Here is a 17,514-nt window from a genome sequence, read left to right as displayed (position 1 = left end):
ACCGTCTCTCCGATGCGTCTCAACCGTCTCTCCGGCCCGTCTCCGCAGTTCCCAGCGTCCCAGCAACCGCCTCAGCAGCGCCGGTGAAGGGCGTTCTATGCCTTACACATTCAACGCGCAAGTGGAAAATTCAAGAAAGTCGTAAAAAACTTCAATTTCGATTTTTATATCAATATATCAATTACTTAATAACTATCAATCTCACCGAAAACTGTTAAAAGCATCCTTCAAACCTATCAGGCATACCGCTCAGGTTTCAGTGCGTGTTGGTTCAAACCCTATATATAGTGAGTGCACTACGCCACCTCCACAAGACTGGACCGACTCGATGGGAAGCAGCGATTCATTTCCAATCCCGGAATCGCATCCAGCATCGGCGCCGCCGAGCGCATTGCCCAACGATCCTACAAGGCCTTGCGCATTGTCTATGGATAGGCTCAGGTCTCTCAGAAGTTCAACCTATACGCCTGTGACCGTGATATGACGACTGACACTAAGTTTCCCCTGCTACGAACCGTTGGATTAGACGGTCTGTTGGTGACCTTTGCGCAATCCATGTCCGAGCCATCCAACCGCGCCGCTCTGGCATTTCGCGGCGCGGTCGAAGAACAACAGATCGACGGTGTGCTTGAGACGTCGGCCTCGCTGGCATCTGCATTTATCCGGTTCAATCCCTCAAGCCTGTCGCATCACGACATCGAAGAGTTGCTGCGCGCGATGTTGGACAGTCGCGATTGGTACGCCGCACCCTTGCCTGCGGGGCGACGATTCTGGAAAGTACCGACAGTCTACGGTACCAATCTTGCGCCACAGCTAGAAGACGCAGCGCTGGCAGCCGGATTGTCACCCGCAGACGCCATCGATCGTCTCAGCCAATCGCGCGTGCGGGTACTAACCATCGGGTTCGCTCCGGGCCAACCTTATCTCGGGCCACTGGGTCCTGAATTCAACATTCCACGCCTGAAAGAGCTGACGCCAATGGTGCCCGAGGGGGCGTTGGTTCTGGCAATTTCGCAATTTGTTCTGTTCTCAGGGCCAACTCCAACCGGATGGCGCCACGTAGGGCAAACCGCTTTCCGTTGCTTTCGTCCGGACATGGAGCAGAGCTTTGCCCTCAACCCCGGTGATGAGATGCAGTTCATCTCTGTCTCGCGCGAGGAACTTGAGGATATCCAGAGAACCTGCACCGATGGTTCTGGCGGTGCAAGTTGCAAGGAGATCACGGCATGACGCTGATCGTCCATCGCATCGGTCCAGCTTGCACGGTTCAGGATCAAGGGCGTACTGGGTATCTGGATCAAGGCCTGTCACGTTCGGGTGCCGCAGATGTAATGGCGCTTTACGAAGGAGCCGCCTTACTGGGTAGCGCCCCAAAGTGCGCAGCACTGGAAATGGCGGGGATGGGGGGCGAGTTCGAGGCGACAGTACCAACCGCCATCGCGCTAACCGGCGCACCTATGCAGGCCAGCATCGATGGCAGCCCGGTTCTGTGGAACGCCTCGCACCAGATGGAAGTCGGACAGCGACTGGTAATCGGGTCGGTTCAACAGGGCAGTTATGGGTATCTACACTTGGGCGGCGGGGTCGAGACCGAAATGACACTGGGCTCTCGCGCGGCACATCTGACCGCCAGGATCGGGCGCGCTGTTCGGGCCGGCGATCGACTGCCCGCACCTGGAGCAGGAACGACGGGCCTGAAGTTGCGTGCCGACGATAGATTCTCGGGAGGCTCGCTGCGGGTCGTGGCCAGCTTTCAGACTGCGCTGTTCGATGAAGGTACACTTGCGCGGTTTACACGAACGACTTTCTACCGTGGCGCCCGGGCCAACCGGATGGGCATGCAGCTAGATAGCGAAGGCGACGGCTTCGCTGCCAAAGGCCAGTTAGACATCCTGTCAGAAGTTATAACCCCCGGCGATATACAGATGACCGGTACCGGTGCGCCCTTCATCTTACTTCCCGAATGCCAGACCACCGGAGGCTACCCGCGCATCGCAACCGTCCTACCCTGTGATCTGCCCCGCGCGGCACAGACCCCGGCGGGGGGCGAGGTTCGGTTCGAGTTTGTATCGATGGAACAAGCTGTGACACTACAAGCCGCTTTTGACGCCGAACTGGCCCGCATACCGGGGCGCGTCGAACCCTTGGTCCGCGATCCACATGACATCCCGGACCTTCTGTCCTACCAATTGATCAGCGGAATGATCTCTGCCACCGAATAAGGAGTTATCGCGATGCCGAGCGTCGATCTGAATGCAGATATGGGCGAGAGCTTTGGCCCCTGGAACATGGGGGATGATGAAAGTCTGCTGAAGATCATCACTTCGGCCAATATCGCCTGTGGCTTTCACGCCGGTGACCCGGATGTGATGGCCAAGACCATGAATCTGGCGGCCGAGAACGGTGTTGGTATTGGCGCGCATCCCGGTTTTCCCGATCTACAGGGGTTCGGGCGTCGAAACATGAAAGTGCCTCATGACAGTTTGCGCAATCTTGTGCGTTATCAACTCGGATCGGCCATCGGTATGGCCAAGGCCGTAGGTACAAAAGTCCGGCACCTCAAATTGCACGGCGCACTGGCCAATATGTGCTCGGCCGATATCGGCATGGCGCGCGCCTGTTATCAGGGCGCGCTGGATGTCGACCCCGACATCATCATAATGGTGCTTGCGGTGACCAAGCAGGAAGCAGCTGTGCGCGAGCTAGGTTGCAAATGGGTGGGTGAGATCTTTGCGGATCGCGCCTACAACGACGACGGCACGCTGGTAGACCGGTCCTTGCCGGGGGCGGTCATCCATGATCCCGCGATGGCAGGGCCGCGCATACTGAACATGGTGAAAGAAGGTGCGATCATCACCGAATCCGGCAAGCGGCTAGAGACTTCAATTGATACGATATGCCTGCATGGTGATGGCCCGACGGCGGTTCAGATCGCGCACTCGGTGCGCGAGAACCTGATCGCAGGCGGTGTCGAGGTCACAAAGTTCATCCGCTAGTCACAACAACGTAACATTCGAACCCCATCTCCAAACTGTTGCCCATGCAGGCCTTAGCGCCTAGCATGCGTGGCAAGTGCATGATCTGACTACCACAAATCCAAGCAACGCGCCGCAAGGAGATGAGCCTATGTCTTTCGATCTGATGTCTTACCAGCCAAGGGGCGACAAGAAGAACTCGGACTTCTTCACCGAATATCTGCCCAGGATTTACGAGCGCCGCATCAGCTCGGGCATCGCGGATCAGGTAGGCGCGATGCGCGCGATCGTCATTCAGGTTGAAACCGATGCGCTGTTCGACACGTTGGTCGAACTTTATGTAATGACCCCCTATCGCCATACTGCCAGCTATCTGGGCCAGACGCATAAGTTCGCGGTCATGCACTCACATGCCGATTACCCGGCGCTGATTCTGATGGCTCCGCTCAGTTCGGCGTTCGAAGATTTCATTCCCCGCATCAACAGAATGTACCCGCTGGCGCGCGGCACGCCCCAGACGCGTTATGTGGGTGAGATTTACGGCGCTACCGATTTGAAGAACCTGACGGGAACGCTGGAGGATCAGAATATTCGGTTCGAATATTCTGGGGATACGGAGAACCCATTTTACACGTTGGACGGATACCGGTTTACGACGCCGTCGGATTTCACGTGCAACCGCGTCGGCTATTCAACGCATGATTTCAACGACACCGACAGTCTGGGGCTTGGCGATCGCGTGATGCTGAGCGATGCGGAACAAGCGCGGCTGGATCAGGCCGCAGCCTTCGGCGCCGACAGCAAAATCTCTCCGCTGATGCTGGGGATCGATCACCTCGCCACGCGGGTTCTCGCCGGAGAGCGCGAGGACGCGATCCTTGAGTTTCTGACCATGGTCCCCTATTATTTCTGGGGGGCGTACAACATCTTTGACATGAACTCGTCAACCAACGTGAACCGTAACGCCAATGTGGATGACGACAAGAAATCCCCCGCCAAGGTCTTCACCGCCAACAACACGCCATCCTTCGTAAATTCCTTCGCCAAACTGCCGATGCCGACCGAGGATTTCGTGCGCAACTTTGGACGCCGCCTGCACCACATGGCAGTCGAGATTCAGGATGGTGATCATGCCGCAGGTGAGAAAAATGTCGATTTCGTAGTGAATACGCTCAAAGACAAAGGTGTGCCATTTCTTGCCCATGTGGTGGGCGAGTGCAAAGACGATCCGAATCTTAAACAGATCTTCTCGAAGCACTCGGAACATACATTGCTGATCACTGAGTATATCGAGCGCTGCCATCACTATGATGGCTTCTTTACCAAAGACAATGTTGCTGCCCTGACCGCTGCCGCCGGGCAGGACGAACAGTACCAGCATGGTCACGTTTTCGACTGATCGGATGAAAAAAGGGCTGCGAGATCATCGCAGCCCAGACCCATCCAGGAGAGTATGTCGGGTCTTATGACGGCCCGATCATGAAACATGTGACGTTGCGCGCCTGCAACCGGCGGCAAGCTAGATCGGCCTGTTCGCGGGTCATGCCCTGAAAGGTCGCGTCAAACCCGCGCGCGCTCTGGTTCACCTTACGCAACGTGCCTTCCAAAGTAGTCATTTCCGACAGCGCGGTTTTCAGCAAAACTTTCTCAGCCTCGTATCGCGTGGTGTATCGGCCCACATTGACACCCCACAGGTGACCCCCGGATGTGGACAGGCGGGTAACCACTTCGGGTTCCGGCTCTGGCTGTCTGGCCGGTTCAACCGAGGCCAGAACCACATCCTCAGGCCGCAAAACTGGCCGTGTTGCGCTGTCCGCAGGTGCGATATCCGCTGCAGCGATGGCGGCAGCAATACCGTCTTGAATACGGGAACCATTTTTCTCGGCCGTTTCGGCAACTGCACCTGCAACTTGCACAGCAGAGGCTTCCGTAGGACGCAGTACCGGGCGCAAGCTTTTCTTCGGTGGACCAACCTGAGCGACCTGTACAGCGCCCAAGCCCGCATTACCTGCATAGGATGGGCGGGCTGGCTTGCGGATTGGAGCACGCGAAGGTGCGCGGCGGAAGCCCATATCCAGAAGCTCCGCTACACGCGCATTGCGCGATGCGCCGGACTTGCCACCGAAGACCGTGGCAATGATGCGTTCATCCTTGCGCTTGGCCGAAGCAACCAGGTTAAATCCGGCCGCGCGAGTATAGCCGGTCTTGATCCCATCTGCACCTTTATAGGCAGCCAGCAGCCGGCGGTTGGTGTTCGGAACGGTCTTGATCCCGGCATGCGTCGATTGGCGCGAGAACAGGTTGTAATACTGCGGATAATCATACAGCAAATGACGGCCCAGCGTGGTCATGTCGCGCGCGGTGGACAAGTGACCCGACTCGGTCAGGCCATGAGCGTTCTTAAAAGTCGTCCGGCTCATCCCCATCGCCTTGGCGGTACGGGTCATGCGACGGGCAAAGGCCGCCTCGGATCCGCTAAGCGCGATACCAATTGCTGTAGCTGCGTCATTGGCCGATTTCACTGCTGCTGCCCGGATCAGATACCGAAACGCGATTCGCTGGCCGGTGCGCAACCCCAGCTTGGACGGCGGTTCAGCCGCCGCCTTCTTGGTGATCCTAACCTGAGTGTCCAATGTGATCTCACCATTCCGCACCGCCTCAAACGCGATGTAGAGCGTCATCATCTTGGTCAGCGATGCCGGATGGAGCCGCGTGTCGGCATTGCGGGAATGCAGCACTTCCCCAGTGCGCGCGTCAATAACCATCGCCGCGTAGGGGGCAGCCATGCCCTGAAGTGGCGCAAAAGAAAGCAGCCACAGAAATGCTATAAGGAATAAGCCCATTCGGGCCGGAACTGTCCGCCGAATCTGCACGATCTTTGCCTCTGTCTGCCTCGCGCCGCCGGGTTTTCCCGGTCAGCAATTTTTGTTTTGATATTGGTCAGGCTAACACAGGGACGGGCTTAAAGAAACTGAAAGCTGCGTGTCGTTACACCCACTCCGACCCATCACTGCACTACATGTGGTAGTAGTTGCGCGCCCAGACACCAAACCCGCGATTACGCCAAAAATCAGGCAAGCCAATCCATCGAATTTTTCGCAACTGATGTGAAACGGCAACAGGTCAGGAAATCCGGGCAACCAGAGCCGAGAGATCGCCCAGATCGCGCAACTCACAAAATCTGGGATTGCCGGCCGGAGTTTCAGCCTTCTCAATTTCCCAGACCAGCCCGTGGGGCACATACACGCCCCAGCACCCCGCTTCGATGGGCGCCACCACGTCAGACCGCATCGAGTTTCCGATCATCATCGAGGCCTCGGGACCATCCCCATGCTGCGCGAAAATCGTCGAATAAGTCGCCGCTGTTTTCTCGGACACGATTTCGATCCCGTCAAATAACTCACCCAATCCGGATTGCGCCAGCTTACGCTCCTGATCGATCAGGTCGCCCTTGGTGATCAGCAAAACCCTGTGCGTCTCGGCCACCGCTACGATAGCATCGCGCGCATGGGGGAGCAGTTCGATGGGATGCGCCAGCATCTCCTGCCCCGCTTCAACAAGTTGGCGGATTACGCGCGCCGGAACGCGATCTTCCGTCACCTCAATCGCTGTCTCAATCATCGATAGGGTAAAACCTTTGATGCCATAGCCATAGTGTCGAATGTTCCGCTTTTCAGCGGCAAGAAGACGTTCCATCAGGTGATCGCGCTCGGCGTGATCGGCCAGCAATTCGGCAAAATAGGTCTGCGTCAGTTGAAAAAACCGCTCATTATGCCACAGCGTGTCATCCGCATCGAACCCGATTGTGGTCAATTTGTCCTGCATTGCGATTCCGACTCGTAGCTCTTTTCTCTGACCACAGTGACGTTATATAAGCCCTCAAACAAACCGAAGCTTGAATCGGGATTCTCTTACAGTAATGCGCGAACACCAGTGGATCATGTCGGACAAGGACGACCAGGACGACGACACGTCGGTCATGGTGCAAACGCGTCCCAAAACCAAGCGGCCTCCACTGTATAAGGTGTTGCTGCTGAATGACGATTACACGCCGATGGAGTTTGTGGTGCATGTGCTGGAACGGTTCTTCGGCATGACCCATGCGCAGGCGTTCGAAATCATGCTGACCGTGCACAAGAAAGGCGTCGCAGTGGTTGGCGTGTTCAGCCATGAGATTGCCGAAACCAAGGTCGGGCAAGTGATGGATTTCGCGCGCAGGCATCAGCACCCGCTGCAATGCACCATGGAACGCGAAGAATAACGCGCGGCCATGTCTCCTCGCCTTGAACTTGCCCTAAGCAGCGGGCTCAGCCTATCACGACCTCTGACCGTGCTGGCCCCCACCCCCAATCACGATCTGTCGGACCTGCCGCACGAGACGCAGGTGGTACAACCCTTCAAACCCTTTCACGATCATTTTGCCGCGCAAGGTTTTGTGGCAACGCCCAACAGTGACGCGCCCAGCCAGGATGCTGTCGTCTTCCTGCCGCGTGCCAAAGCGCTGGCCCGGGCGTTGGTTCATCAGGCTTGCAGCCGCGCCAGCGAGATCATTGTGGTGGACGGGGCCAAAACCGATGGCGTCGACAGTTTACTGAAAGACATACGCAAGCGGGTCGCAATCAACGGGCCGATTTCGAAAGCGCATGGCAAGATTTTCTGGTTTCAGTCTGATGCGGACGCGTTTGCCGACTGGGCTGCGCCTGAAAACCAAATGGTCGACGGATTCCACACCGCACCCGGTGTGTTTTCCGCTGACGGTATCGATCCTGCCTCAGCCCTGCTGCAGAGGTCTCTGCCAACCAAACGCGGTACGCGCATCGCTGATCTGGGCGCAGGCTGGGGCTTTCTGTCCGCCGGGCTGATCGACGACACCTTACACAGCCTGCATTTGGTTGAGGCGGATCACACCGCCCTCACCTGTGCCCGCTCCAACGTCACCGACCCTCGTGCGCAGTTCCACTGGGCCGACGCAACCAATTGGACGGCACCCGAGCCACTGGACATGGTGATCATGAACCCGCCGTTTCACACCTCGCGCAGTGCTGACCCGGCCCTTGGGCAGGGATTCATCGCAAACGCTGCACGAAACCTAACACGCAACGGGCAACTCTGGATGGTTGCCAATCGCCACCTACCCTACGAAGCCACCCTGGCCGAGTTCTTCACGCGCGTTGAAGAAGTCGCAGGAGACAACCGATTCAAGGTATTTCATGCCTCTCGCCCTCGGGGCTGAGGCCCGCTAACCTGCGCCAGAACTCAGGAGGATTCGCATGTCCTTTTCAATCGCGGGCAAGACCGCAATCGTCACCGGCGGTGCCAACGGCATCGGGCTTGCCATCGGGCGGCATTTTGCGGATGCAGGTGCCAATGTCATGTTTGCCGACATGGATGAAAAACGCCTGTCTGAAGAGCTGGGTGAACAGGCGGATGACAGCAATATCCGTTATTTTGCGGGCGATCTGCGCGAAAAGCTAACCATCGCCAACCTACTCTCGGCAACGCTGGATGCTTTCGATCAAGTGGATATCCTGATCAATGGCGCACGGCAGGTCATCCCTTCAGACCCGCTCGACGCGGATGATGACTCGGTCCGTACATTGTTGAACCAGAACCTGATGCCTGCGTTGAGACTGAGCCAACTGATCGCCAAGCGGTTCATCAAACAGGCTGATGGTGACACCGAGAACCCTGCAGGTTCGATCATCAACCTGTCCTCGATTGCTGCGCGCCGAACCCACCCGGACCTGATGGCCTACTCGGTCTCAACAGCCGCGCTGGATCAGATGACCCGTTCGCTTGCTGTAGCATTGGCGCCGAGCCGCATCCGCGTGAACTCGATTGCTCTGGGATCGGTAATGAGCGCCTCGTTGCAATCCACATTGAAGGAAAATCGCGACTTCCGTGATGATATCGAAAAACACACGCCCCTGGCGCGAATTGCAGCACCTAACGAACTGGCCGAAACAGCGCAGTTCCTTGCATCGGATGCCGCGGGTTTCATGACAGGGCAAATCCTGACCATTGACGGCGGCCGCACCCTGCTAGACCCGGTCGCGGCACCAGCTCATTGACATCGATGTTTGACACAGAAAAAAACACCGCCTCCGCATGGTTTCGCCAATTGCGCGATGAGATCATCATGGCGTTCGAAGCGCTTGAGGAAAGCCACGCCGCTGGCCCATTCTCAGACAATCAACCGGGCCGTTTTGAAGTGAAAGAAACCACCCGCCAATCCGACGATGGCTCGGACGCTGGTGGCGGCTTGATGTCCGTTATCCGCGGCGGTCGCGTGTTCGAAAAAGTGGGCGTTAATGTTTCAACCGTTTACGGCACACTAGGCGAACGCGCGCAGAATGCGATGGCTGCGCGCAAGGGCATTCCCGGAATGAAAGATGACCCGCGTTTCTGGGCGTCTGGCATCAGCCTGGTGGCACATATGCAGAACCCGCATGTGCCTGCGGTTCACATGAACACACGAATGTTTTGGACACCGCATGCCTGGTGGTTCGGTGGCGGGTCCGACCTGAACCCTTGCATCGAATATGACGAGGACACCTCTCATTTCCACGCCACTCAAAAGGCTCATTTGGATCCGCATGGTGCGGCGCATTATCCACGCCTCAAAGATTGGGCCGATGAATACTTCTACATCCCCCACCGCAAACGCGCACGAGGTGTTGGTGGGATATTCATGGATGACTATTGTACTGGCGACTGGCAGGCAGATTTCTCCCTGACCCAGGATATTGGCCGCGCATTCCTTCCAGCGTTCTTACCTCTGGTCGAGAAGCGTCGAATTCAGAGTTTCAATCACACGGACAAGACTAAGCAGCTTGTGCATCGTGGTCTCTATGCGGAATACAATCTGGTTTACGACCGTGGCACCAAGTTTGGTCTGGAAACCGGGCATGATCCCGATGCCGTTCTCATGAGCCTGCCGCCGCTGGCGAAATGGATCTGATGGTCAGAAACCAAAATCTATGAAATTGTCATAGCAATATCCCTGAGCCGACCCTGCCGTCATATTTGCTCCTACGGTTTTGACCGTGACGGAATATGTTGTGACATCTTCAGCCCCTTCAGGCGGTGACAGAGAAAACTGCACCGTACGGGCACCTCTCTCATAGGGTTTCGATATATAGATGCGTTGAGTTGCCGATGTCCGCAGCGTCCGGATCGCAAAATCACCGATCCCGCACCAATAGGCCACTGGCGCTGATGTACCGATCGCAGCCACCTCGTAGGTGCCATCATTCAATGGCGTGACTGTTGTTCGAAATGCGGGCCGCACACCCACACCGAAGCCAACAGCTTGTGAAAGCGTGGGGGACACCAAAGCAGCCACCAGGCATGCAAGCTTCAGAATTCGCATATCCAATACCTCATTCGATAACTTCGATCGACGCCATCAAAGCGTGAATTCAATCAATAACATACCATGACAGCATTCTTGCTTCTGGTACAATGTCGAATTCGTGCGCCCTTGGTTACCCACCATGAAAATCCTTTCATTGAATATGATCCGCGCTATGATCTAGGGAACCGTAGTTTCCAGAGTGACCCGTGCAGACGTCATTTCCAAAAGACTGGTTCGATATTTCTCCTGAAAAATACGCCGATTTCGGTGCAGTGTTTTATCTCGCGGCACTGACCAAAACACATCGGGATCGCAACTTAGGTCAGGCGCTTTATGCCTTTGAAACGCCCTTGCGTCTGGGGCAGTATCATATCTTTCGGCAAAACGGATTTCCGCGCGGGTTTGTGACTTTCGCCGGTCTAAGCCCTGAAGCCGAACATCGCTATGCGGTACAGGAACAGCCGTTGAATGACACCGATTTCACCAGCGGTACGTCTTTCTGGATCATCGACATGGTCGCTCCGTTTGGTCAGACCAACCAAATTGTCGAGATGCTAAAACGCGAGATCCCACATCCCCGGGTGCGCACTAACCGGATGGACAGCGACCTGACCCGAAACCGAATCGTCGAATGGACCCGTGACCAGAACGCTGAGGTGCACATGCGCCTTTACAGAAAAAATGAATTCGCGCGAGTGCTAGAGCAGGAGGGATCATAACATGGTCTCGATAGTCGGCGATACAACAGGTTCGGTGACAGATGATCCACCGAATGTGGCAACCGGTGATCTTGATATTACCAGCGGTGCCACCATCGTCTCGCAGGACTGGTCAATCCAGACGCCGCCCGATCACGGGACAGCCAGCATAGATCCAGCTACAGGCGAATGGACCTATACGGTCGACCCTACCTTTTTCGACAGTTTGGATAATGGCGAAATCGTCACCGATACGTTCACGGTTGAAGTCAACGCCGTCGTCAGCGTCTTCGGCTTTAATTTTAATGCAGCTCCGGAAACAACCGATATCACCATCACAATTGAAGGTGTGTGTTTTACTGCAGGCACGTTGATCGAGACCGAAGTCGGTTCGCAACCGGTCGAAACCCTTCAGGTGAATGACAAAGTGTTGACCGCCGATCACGGCTTGCAGCCCATCCGCTGGATCGAAAGCAGCCGATTGGACGGTGGGCGATTACGTGCGAACCCTTCAATGCGACCGGTGCGGCTTACTGCAGGCAGTCTTGGGCCAGATATTCCATCCCGTGATCTTCTGGTCTCTCAACAGCATCGAATTCTGATAAGTGGTCCCAAGGTCCAGATGCTATTTGGTGCGCCCGAAGTATTGGTCGCCGCAAAACACCTTTGCTCCTGGCCGGGCATCGATATCGAAACAAGCGACCAGCCTGTCGAGTATTTGCATATCCTTCTGGACAGGCACGAGATTCTAACCGCCGAAGGGACGCCAGCTGAAAGCCTATTTCTGGGTGAAGAAACTCTTTACACGCTTTCGGCTGACGCATTGCAAGAACTCGTCGAGATTTTCCCCGACCGCGCGACAGACGAACACAACGGATTCGGAAATGCCGCGCGCCTTATCCTGCGCGAGCATGAGGCGCGCGCACTTGCCTAATCCTTAGACGACCCGCCCACCAACATCCTGCGGGGCCAGCGCGACAGTCTTGATCACCGCATAGCAACTACTGCCCTGCTGCAACCCCAAGGCCGCGACCGAGCGTCGGGTCACGCGGGCCAAAACAATCCCAGCAGGTGTGTTGACCGACACAATGGCACCCGGCCCTTCGCCTGATCGGATCGTTTCGACCTGCCCGGAAAGCACGTTCAGGGCTGACAGCCCTTCTGGTGGTATGTTCGACAAGATCACCTCTTGCGCCGGGATACGGATACGCAGGTCTTCGCCGATCCGGTGCGCAATGCGCGGCAGGAACAACCGCGCCCCGCCTGCGTCCAATTCAGATAAACCATCATCGTGATGAGCCGCCACGCGAACGCTTAGCACCGCACCCACGGCGCGCACACCGGCGGGGGCAACTGACGGGTCGGCCAGCACTTCGGATGCAGGGCCAAAGCGTACCACCTGCCCATCCTGAAGCGCCACGACCGATGTCGCCAACCGCGCAACCTCGGCCGCCGAATGTGTTACATAAAGGATTGGAACCGAGACCTCATCCCTTAACCGTTCAAAATAGGGCAGGATTTCCGCCTTCCTCGCATCGTCAAGTGCCGCCAAGGGCTCGTCTGCAAGAATCAGGCGCGGGCTGGCCAACAAAGCGCGGCCAATGGCGACGCGCTGTTTCTCACCGCCCGATAGCATAGCCGGGCGCCGATCCAGCAGGTGGCCGATGCCCAACATCTCGATCACGCGATCCGGGTTTTCGCGCTGTACTCCGCGCGGGGCAAACCAACGACCATAGTTCAGATTCTGACGCACAGTCAGATGCGGGAACAATCGGCCTTCCTGAAAGATGTATCCCAATCGCCGCCGATGTGGCGGCAGCCAAACCCCGCAATCCGTGTCGAACAAAACCCAATCACCCACTGCAACACGTCCCGCTTGGGGGCGCAGCAACCCGGCAACGGCATTGACCACCGTGGTCTTCCCGGAACCCGAGCGCCCAAAAAGGACTGTGACACCCGGAGGCGCTTCAAAATCCAAATCGAGCGCTATAGCCGGCAGATTATGTTGCATGCGAACAGACAGACTCATGACCCTGCCACCCGTTTGGCCACACGGCGGCCCACATATTCTGACAAGAGCAGCGCCCCCATGGCGATTATGATCGAGATGATCACCAATCGCGTCGCCGCCGCCTCACCCCCGGGCACCTGCAAAAACGCATAGACGGCGGAAGGCAGAGTCTGGGTCTGGCCCGGTATATTTGAAACAAAAGTGATCGTGGCCCCGAACTCTCCCATCGCTTTGGCAAAGGCCAGTATTGCGCCTGCGATAACCCCAGGCAGGATCATCGGCAGCGTCACCGTTCCAAAGACCATCAGACGCGACGCACCCAACGTAGCCCCGGCCTGCTCCAGTTTGGGATCCACCGCCTCAATCGACAAACGGATCGCGCGCACCATCAGTGGAAAGGCCATGATCCCAGCTGCAAGCGCCGCACCGGTCCAGCGGAATGCGAAAACGATACCAAGCTCGGCCAACGGCCCACCCAGCGGCCCCTGAATGCCGAATGTCAGCAGCAACAGATAGCCGGTTACGACCGGAGGTAGGATCAGCGGCAAATGCACCAGACCATTCAACACTTGCCGCCCCGGAAAGCGCCAACGCGCCAAGGCGTAGGCCACGAAGATTCCGAATGGCAGCGTTATTAGCGTCGCCCAGAGCGACACGCGCAACGACAGGTGCAACGCCTCGATCTCTGCTGGTCCCAACCACCCCATCTCGTCACCCGTCCGGCAGGGTGAAACCCTGCCTCAGAAACTCTGCCTGCGCGGTTTCTCCTTGCAGATAGGTCAGAAATGCCTGCGCATCTGGATTTGCGGTGCGGGTCAGGGCTGCAGGGTAGACAATTGTCGGATAATGCTCAGGTGGGATTGTTCCGATCACACCCACCCGATCCTCGGCAATTGCATCTGAACGATACACAATTCCCAGCGGTGCAGCACCCGTCGCCACCAGCGCCAGTGCTGCGCGAACATTATCTGTCTGTGCGATCTGGTCCTGTACTTCGTTCCACATGCCCAAACCCTGCAAGGCAGCCTTGCCATAGATACCTGCAGGAACGGCATCGACCAATGCCAACGCCAGATAACCCCCATCCAACTGGGAGAGCAGATCAAACCCAGCTCCAATTTCGGCGGCTTCCGAACTCGGCGCGCCAATCAGCACCAACCCGTTGCTTAGCAAGTCCACCCGTGAAACAGTATCGATCAAATCTTCGCTTTGCAGCACATCCATCCACTCTTCATTGGCCGAGATGAACAGATCTGCAGGGGCCCCAACCTGAATCTGCCGCGCCAATACCGATGAAGCGGCGTAAGACACCGTGACACTGTGCCCGGATTCTTCCTCGAACCCGGGTGCGATGGCATCCAGCGCGGTCTTGAGGCTGGCCGCAGCAAAGACCAGCACCCCCTCGGCCCGAACCGGAGCTGCGATCAGCGTGCATAACGCCAGAGCCGCAATCAGACAGCGCATCTTGTGCCTCCGGTTCAAAGGGTTGCAGTCTCTCTGGGCATATCGGAGGCGACACGGGGCAGGCAAGGCCCTTTCCCGGCGCAAGAAGACATCTGGTTCGACTACGACACGCGTTTCTGTCGCAATTGGGATTGAACCCGGCAGGCATTCAGGCTGATGTGAGCCAAACCAAGACAGGAACCGTTGAACATGCTGCACCAGACCCCCGGACTGATTGAAGAAATCCGCTTACGCTTTGCCCATGTCGACGCCTGCCCGTTTCAGGGGCCACGCATTTTCTTTGAAAATGCAGGCGGTGCACTGACCCTGAATACGGTGATCGACACCTCGGCCAAATTCGCTGCAATCCCGGATAATCAGGGGCGCGACAACGTTGCCAGTCATGCGCTGGTCGATATCATCAACCGCGCGAAGGCAGATTTATCTGTCTTCATGAACGCCTCGGAAGGTCAGTTCTTTGTCGGCGAAAGCGGGACAGAGCTGCTGTTCCGCATGATCCGCACAGCCTGCGTGAATGCACCGAAGGGGGGTAAGGTGATCGGCAGCTCCATCGAACACCCCGCAAGTCGCAGCGCCGCACGCAGATGGGCTGAAATCGCCAGCCTTGACTATGTCAATGTGCCCCATGACGACGCAACGGGCCTTGTCACCGCCGAAGACTATGCTGCGCTTATGACCCCGGAAGTGGCCGTCGCCACGATCCTGCACGCCTCGCCTGTAACGGGCATGGGGATGGATGTGGCTGCCATAGCGCGTGTCATCCGCGCTGTCGCACCCGATTGCTTCATAATCGTCGACGGCATTCAGCACGCAGCCCATGGCCAGATGGATATCGATAGCTACGACGTCGATGGCTATGCGATCTCGCCCTACAAAGTGTTCTCACGCCATGGTTATGGCATCGCGTGGATCTCGAACCGCTTAACTGCCCTGCCGCACGACCAGCTGATCGACGCCCCTGCAAACGGATGGGAATTTGGCACTAGAGACACCGGCTCATACGCCGCGATATCCGACGTGGTCGGCTATTTCGACTGGCTCGGCGAACAGGTCTCAGAGGAAACTGATCGCAGGGACCGCATCCGGGCCGCCGGCCATGCGATACACGCCTACGAAACACACCTGACCAATGCTATGATCAACGGTACAGGCAACCTGCCCGGTCTGAGCGATATGGACCACATCACGATCCTGGCTGGTGCCGATAATCCCGCGCGCGAAGGTCTGGTCTCGATCACTGTCGAGGGTTTTCCGTCGGCGGATGTGGTGACCCGGCTGAACCAACAAGGCATCCGTACCCATACCCGAAAAGCGGACCACTACAGCGGCAATGTGCTGACACCTTTAGGCCTGAACGACTGTATCCGCATCTCGCTGTGCCACTACAACACCGAACATGAGGTCGCGCAGCTCTTGGCCGCTCTCAAGGACATGAAACCCTGATCTGCAGCGCGATACAAATTTGCAGAAGAAATTGTGCCCTACCCTCTTGCGCCCGCGCACGGGCTTAGTTACATGAGCCCTCACGGGTGATTAGCTCAGTTGGTAGAGCGCTTCGTTTACACCGAAGATGTCGGGAGTTCGAGTCTCTCATCACCCACCATCCTTTCCCCACAATGTACCAAGAATTTTGTTGGCTCGCTCCGGCTTGCTGTCCTGCGCGTGAAGCTGTCTTCTCTGCGCCTTTACCACCTTTGATGGGAAAAGAATTCTCCAAGAGAGCTGATTTGGGCCCTGGAAAAATACACGGGCGGATCAACGCGAATAGAACCCATCACGAAGTTCTTGCCTCAAGCGCAGACGCTCGGGGTATTCTTGCAGGAATTGCTCAGGCGGTTTGCCTTCCCAAACTTGCGCATAAACTCGCATCTTGTTGCCACCATAAATCTTTGCAAGGTCCTCGTTTGAGTACCCTCGCGCCCAAAGGTCATCGGTAATCGCTGCAAGGATTTTGGCAAGTTCTCCGTTACCGGTGGCTCCTTTGTTGAACGCGTCGATCATGTAGCCGCCATCATCGTACATGCTCGCGTTTGCAGTTGCGAATTGTACAACAAGCTCGGTCGAAAACATGTCGTCCGTTGCGATCCCGACATGGTCGATCCCGACAAGTTGGACATAGTAGTCGATCATATCAGCAGCCTGCTTGGGCGAGATATCCTCGGGCCAAACACCGTCCATCATCCATTCTGTGAAGGTCGGAGAAATATAACCACCTGATTGGGCCGCGCGTAGCGCTTCGTCGTCCGGAATGGCTCGATAGCATCCACGTGGCGTGGCGTTAGGTTCGTTCGCATAAAGCCCAGCTGGGACAGAGTGCGTATAGACATAAGGCACGCCAGGATAGGTCTCATCCATATAGTTCATGGCGTCGTTGGCCGTTTTTGAACCCGTGTGGCTTAGGTCGAGCAGGATACCGAACCGTACCATTTCATCGATGACCGACTTCCCCCAAGGCGTCAGACCAATGTCGCGCCCGTTATAGGCCGCCAACTGCCCCGATCCGGTTCGGAAAATGTCATTGTAAGCCAGGATCATACTTTTGACCCCCATATCCTTTAGCAATGCCATTTTCTTAAGATCACCGTTCAGGATTGTGGCGGTTTGGCTGTTCCAGATGACGGCCGTCTTGCCTTGTAAATGGGCGGCTTCGATATCTCGGGTTTCATTGACAATCAGGTAGTTTTCCGGTTGCTGCGCCATTGCCGAGCGAAAGTGATAATGCTGTTCAAGCAGGGTTTCAAAAGTCATATCTGCTGCCGCGAGCGTCATTTCGTGCCCCGTAATGCCGTTGTCCCGAGCACGCGCGAAGTAAGTATGAAGCTGGTCGTAGTCGGTCCAACCAGTGCCGTAGGGGCTGGCCAACATGCCGAGGACGATTGTGTCTTGCACGAATTGCTTCGCCTCTTCTGACGCATCCCATGTCTTGCTTTCTTCGCTCGCGTGTAGTGCGCCACTAAAAGTGATCGCGATAGCGCTTACGGCCAACAGGGTCTTCATGACAGAACCTCC

General features: G+C 56.7%; 18 protein-coding genes and 1 tRNA gene. 12 read left to right on the top strand and 7 right to left on the bottom strand.

Annotated elements, in window-relative coordinates; all coding sequences use genetic code 11:
* Positions 1–480 precede the first annotated feature (480 nt).
* From ACR0DU_RS17920 to ACR0DU_RS17905, 4 genes are all read left to right on the top strand, one after another.
* Positions 481–1,230 (top strand): 5-oxoprolinase subunit B family protein, encoded by a 750-nt coding sequence (locus ACR0DU_RS17920; protein WP_480876325.1) that lies wholly within the window; start codon positions 481–483, stop codon positions 1,228–1,230.
* A complete protein-coding gene (locus tag ACR0DU_RS17915) occupies positions 1,227–2,222 on the top strand; it encodes a 5-oxoprolinase subunit C family protein (RefSeq protein WP_480876323.1) in 996 nt (331 codons plus the stop codon). The genes ACR0DU_RS17920 and ACR0DU_RS17915 overlap by 4 nt, the downstream gene beginning before the upstream one ends.
* A 12-nt stretch (positions 2,223–2,234) precedes the next feature.
* Complete coding sequence (locus ACR0DU_RS17910) at positions 2,235–2,996, top strand: LamB/YcsF family protein (RefSeq protein ID WP_480876322.1); 762 nt, start codon at positions 2,235–2,237, stop codon at positions 2,994–2,996.
* A 130-nt stretch (positions 2,997–3,126) separates the two neighbouring features.
* A complete protein-coding gene (locus tag ACR0DU_RS17905; protein WP_480876320.1) occupies positions 3,127–4,374 on the top strand; it encodes a hypothetical protein in 1,248 nt (415 codons plus the stop codon).
* A 64-nt stretch (positions 4,375–4,438) separates the two neighbouring features.
* Here the strand turns inward: ACR0DU_RS17905 and ACR0DU_RS17900 are convergent, their stop codons facing one another.
* Complete coding sequence (locus ACR0DU_RS17900; RefSeq protein WP_480876318.1) at positions 4,439–5,818, bottom strand: D-alanyl-D-alanine carboxypeptidase family protein; 1,380 nt, start codon at positions 5,816–5,818, stop codon at positions 4,439–4,441.
* A 280-nt stretch (positions 5,819–6,098) separates the two neighbouring features.
* Positions 6,099–6,800: an HAD family hydrolase gene (locus ACR0DU_RS17895; RefSeq protein ID WP_480876317.1), complete on the bottom strand. Its 702-nt coding sequence runs from the start codon at positions 6,798–6,800 to the stop codon at positions 6,099–6,101.
* Positions 6,801–6,894: 94 nt separating this feature from the next.
* Between ACR0DU_RS17895 and clpS the strand changes: the two genes are divergently transcribed.
* Genes clpS through hemF form a run of 4 tightly spaced genes read left to right on the top strand, consistent with a single transcriptional unit; the run spans position 6,895 to position 9,936 of the window.
* Entirely contained in the window at positions 6,895–7,236 is a 342-nt protein-coding gene (gene clpS / locus ACR0DU_RS17890) for an ATP-dependent Clp protease adapter ClpS (RefSeq protein WP_010442434.1), read from the top strand.
* Positions 7,237–7,245: 9 nt separating this feature from the next.
* Positions 7,246–8,208, top strand: a complete 963-nt coding sequence (locus ACR0DU_RS17885) for a class I SAM-dependent methyltransferase (RefSeq protein WP_480876315.1) — start codon at positions 7,246–7,248, stop codon at positions 8,206–8,208.
* Between the two features lie 37 nt (positions 8,209–8,245).
* Positions 8,246–9,046, top strand: a complete 801-nt coding sequence (locus ACR0DU_RS17880; RefSeq protein ID WP_170544359.1) for an SDR family oxidoreductase — start codon at positions 8,246–8,248, stop codon at positions 9,044–9,046.
* 5 nt (positions 9,047–9,051) lie between these two features.
* Positions 9,052–9,936: an oxygen-dependent coproporphyrinogen oxidase gene (gene hemF, locus ACR0DU_RS17875; RefSeq protein WP_480876313.1), complete on the top strand. Its 885-nt coding sequence runs from the start codon at positions 9,052–9,054 to the stop codon at positions 9,934–9,936.
* Positions 9,937–9,939: 3 nt separating this feature from the next.
* Here hemF and ACR0DU_RS17870 read toward each other — a convergent pair whose 3' ends face one another.
* The gene (locus tag ACR0DU_RS17870) at positions 9,940–10,347 is read right to left on the bottom strand and encodes a hypothetical protein (RefSeq protein WP_010442438.1); all 408 of its coding nucleotides are present in this window, start codon (positions 10,345–10,347) and stop codon (positions 9,940–9,942) included.
* Between the two features lie 191 nt (positions 10,348–10,538).
* On the opposite strand from ACR0DU_RS17870, the gene ACR0DU_RS17865 reads away from it, so the two are divergent.
* Complete coding sequence (locus ACR0DU_RS17865) at positions 10,539–11,051, top strand: toxin-activating lysine-acyltransferase (protein WP_480456266.1); 513 nt, start codon at positions 10,539–10,541, stop codon at positions 11,049–11,051.
* 1 nt (position 11,052) lies between these two features.
* Positions 11,053–11,964, top strand: coding sequence for a Hint domain-containing protein (locus ACR0DU_RS17860; RefSeq protein WP_480876311.1), 912 nt, complete (start codon positions 11,053–11,055; stop codon positions 11,962–11,964).
* Positions 11,965–11,967: 3 nt separating this feature from the next.
* Here the strand turns inward: ACR0DU_RS17860 and modC are convergent, their stop codons facing one another.
* From modC to modA, 3 genes are read right to left on the bottom strand one after another with little or no spacing between them, the layout of a single operon-like run.
* A complete protein-coding gene (gene modC / locus ACR0DU_RS17855; RefSeq protein WP_170781143.1) occupies positions 11,968–13,059 on the bottom strand; it encodes a molybdenum ABC transporter ATP-binding protein in 1,092 nt (363 codons plus the stop codon).
* A complete protein-coding gene (modB, locus tag ACR0DU_RS17850; RefSeq protein WP_170544370.1) occupies positions 13,056–13,748 on the bottom strand; it encodes a molybdate ABC transporter permease subunit in 693 nt (230 codons plus the stop codon). The genes modC and modB overlap by 4 nt, the downstream gene beginning before the upstream one ends.
* 4 nt (positions 13,749–13,752) lie before the next feature.
* Positions 13,753–14,505: a molybdate ABC transporter substrate-binding protein gene (modA, locus tag ACR0DU_RS17845; RefSeq protein ID WP_319546229.1), complete on the bottom strand. Its 753-nt coding sequence runs from the start codon at positions 14,503–14,505 to the stop codon at positions 13,753–13,755.
* Positions 14,506–14,694: 189 nt separating this feature from the next.
* Here modA and ACR0DU_RS17840 point away from each other — a divergent pair, with 189 nt between their 5' ends.
* Both ACR0DU_RS17840 and ACR0DU_RS17835 read left to right on the top strand, forming a co-directional pair.
* Positions 14,695–15,948 (top strand): aminotransferase class V-fold PLP-dependent enzyme, encoded by a 1,254-nt coding sequence (locus tag ACR0DU_RS17840; protein WP_480876309.1) that lies wholly within the window; start codon positions 14,695–14,697, stop codon positions 15,946–15,948.
* Between the two features lie 84 nt (positions 15,949–16,032).
* Positions 16,033–16,108 (top strand) — tRNA-Val (locus tag ACR0DU_RS17835).
* Positions 16,109–16,260: 152 nt separating this feature from the next.
* On the opposite strand, the gene ACR0DU_RS17830 is transcribed toward ACR0DU_RS17835, so the two are convergent.
* Positions 16,261–17,502, bottom strand: a complete 1,242-nt coding sequence (locus tag ACR0DU_RS17830; RefSeq protein WP_480876307.1) for a membrane dipeptidase — start codon at positions 17,500–17,502, stop codon at positions 16,261–16,263.
* Positions 17,503–17,514 lie beyond the last annotated feature (12 nt).

The organism is Ruegeria sp. G2 (genome assembly GCF_056533505.1).
Note: the sequence above shows the minus strand (reverse complement) of the source record. Positions and strands in the feature narration are given on the sequence as shown.

Excerpts from the sequence above, each read along its gene's own strand:
- ACR0DU_RS17920 (WP_480876325.1), top strand. The coding sequence starts at position 481 with ATGACGACTGACACTAAGTTTCCCCTGCTACGAACCGTTGGATTAGAC.
- ACR0DU_RS17915 (WP_480876323.1), top strand. The coding sequence starts at position 1,227 with ATGACGCTGATCGTCCATCGCATCGGTCCAGCTTGCACGGTTCAGGAT.
- ACR0DU_RS17910 (WP_480876322.1), top strand. The coding sequence starts at position 2,235 with ATGCCGAGCGTCGATCTGAATGCAGATATGGGCGAGAGCTTTGGCCCC.
- ACR0DU_RS17905 (WP_480876320.1), top strand. The coding sequence starts at position 3,127 with ATGTCTTTCGATCTGATGTCTTACCAGCCAAGGGGCGACAAGAAGAAC.
- ACR0DU_RS17900 (WP_480876318.1), bottom strand. The coding sequence starts at position 5,818 with ATGGGCTTATTCCTTATAGCATTTCTGTGGCTGCTTTCTTTTGCGCCA.
- ACR0DU_RS17895 (WP_480876317.1), bottom strand. The coding sequence starts at position 6,800 with ATGCAGGACAAATTGACCACAATCGGGTTCGATGCGGATGACACGCTG.
- clpS (WP_010442434.1), top strand. The coding sequence starts at position 6,895 with ATGCGCGAACACCAGTGGATCATGTCGGACAAGGACGACCAGGACGAC.
- ACR0DU_RS17885 (WP_480876315.1), top strand. The coding sequence starts at position 7,246 with ATGTCTCCTCGCCTTGAACTTGCCCTAAGCAGCGGGCTCAGCCTATCA.
- ACR0DU_RS17880 (WP_170544359.1), top strand. The coding sequence starts at position 8,246 with ATGTCCTTTTCAATCGCGGGCAAGACCGCAATCGTCACCGGCGGTGCC.
- hemF (WP_480876313.1), top strand. The coding sequence starts at position 9,052 with ATGTTTGACACAGAAAAAAACACCGCCTCCGCATGGTTTCGCCAATTG.
- ACR0DU_RS17870 (WP_010442438.1), bottom strand. The coding sequence starts at position 10,347 with ATGCGAATTCTGAAGCTTGCATGCCTGGTGGCTGCTTTGGTGTCCCCC.
- ACR0DU_RS17860 (WP_480876311.1), top strand. The coding sequence starts at position 11,053 with ATGGTCTCGATAGTCGGCGATACAACAGGTTCGGTGACAGATGATCCA.
- modC (WP_170781143.1), bottom strand. The coding sequence starts at position 13,059 with ATGAGTCTGTCTGTTCGCATGCAACATAATCTGCCGGCTATAGCGCTC.
- modB (WP_170544370.1), bottom strand. The coding sequence starts at position 13,748 with ATGGGGTGGTTGGGACCAGCAGAGATCGAGGCGTTGCACCTGTCGTTG.
- modA (WP_319546229.1), bottom strand. The coding sequence starts at position 14,505 with ATGCGCTGTCTGATTGCGGCTCTGGCGTTATGCACGCTGATCGCAGCT.
- ACR0DU_RS17840 (WP_480876309.1), top strand. The coding sequence starts at position 14,695 with ATGCTGCACCAGACCCCCGGACTGATTGAAGAAATCCGCTTACGCTTT.
- ACR0DU_RS17830 (WP_480876307.1), bottom strand. The coding sequence starts at position 17,502 with ATGAAGACCCTGTTGGCCGTAAGCGCTATCGCGATCACTTTTAGTGGC.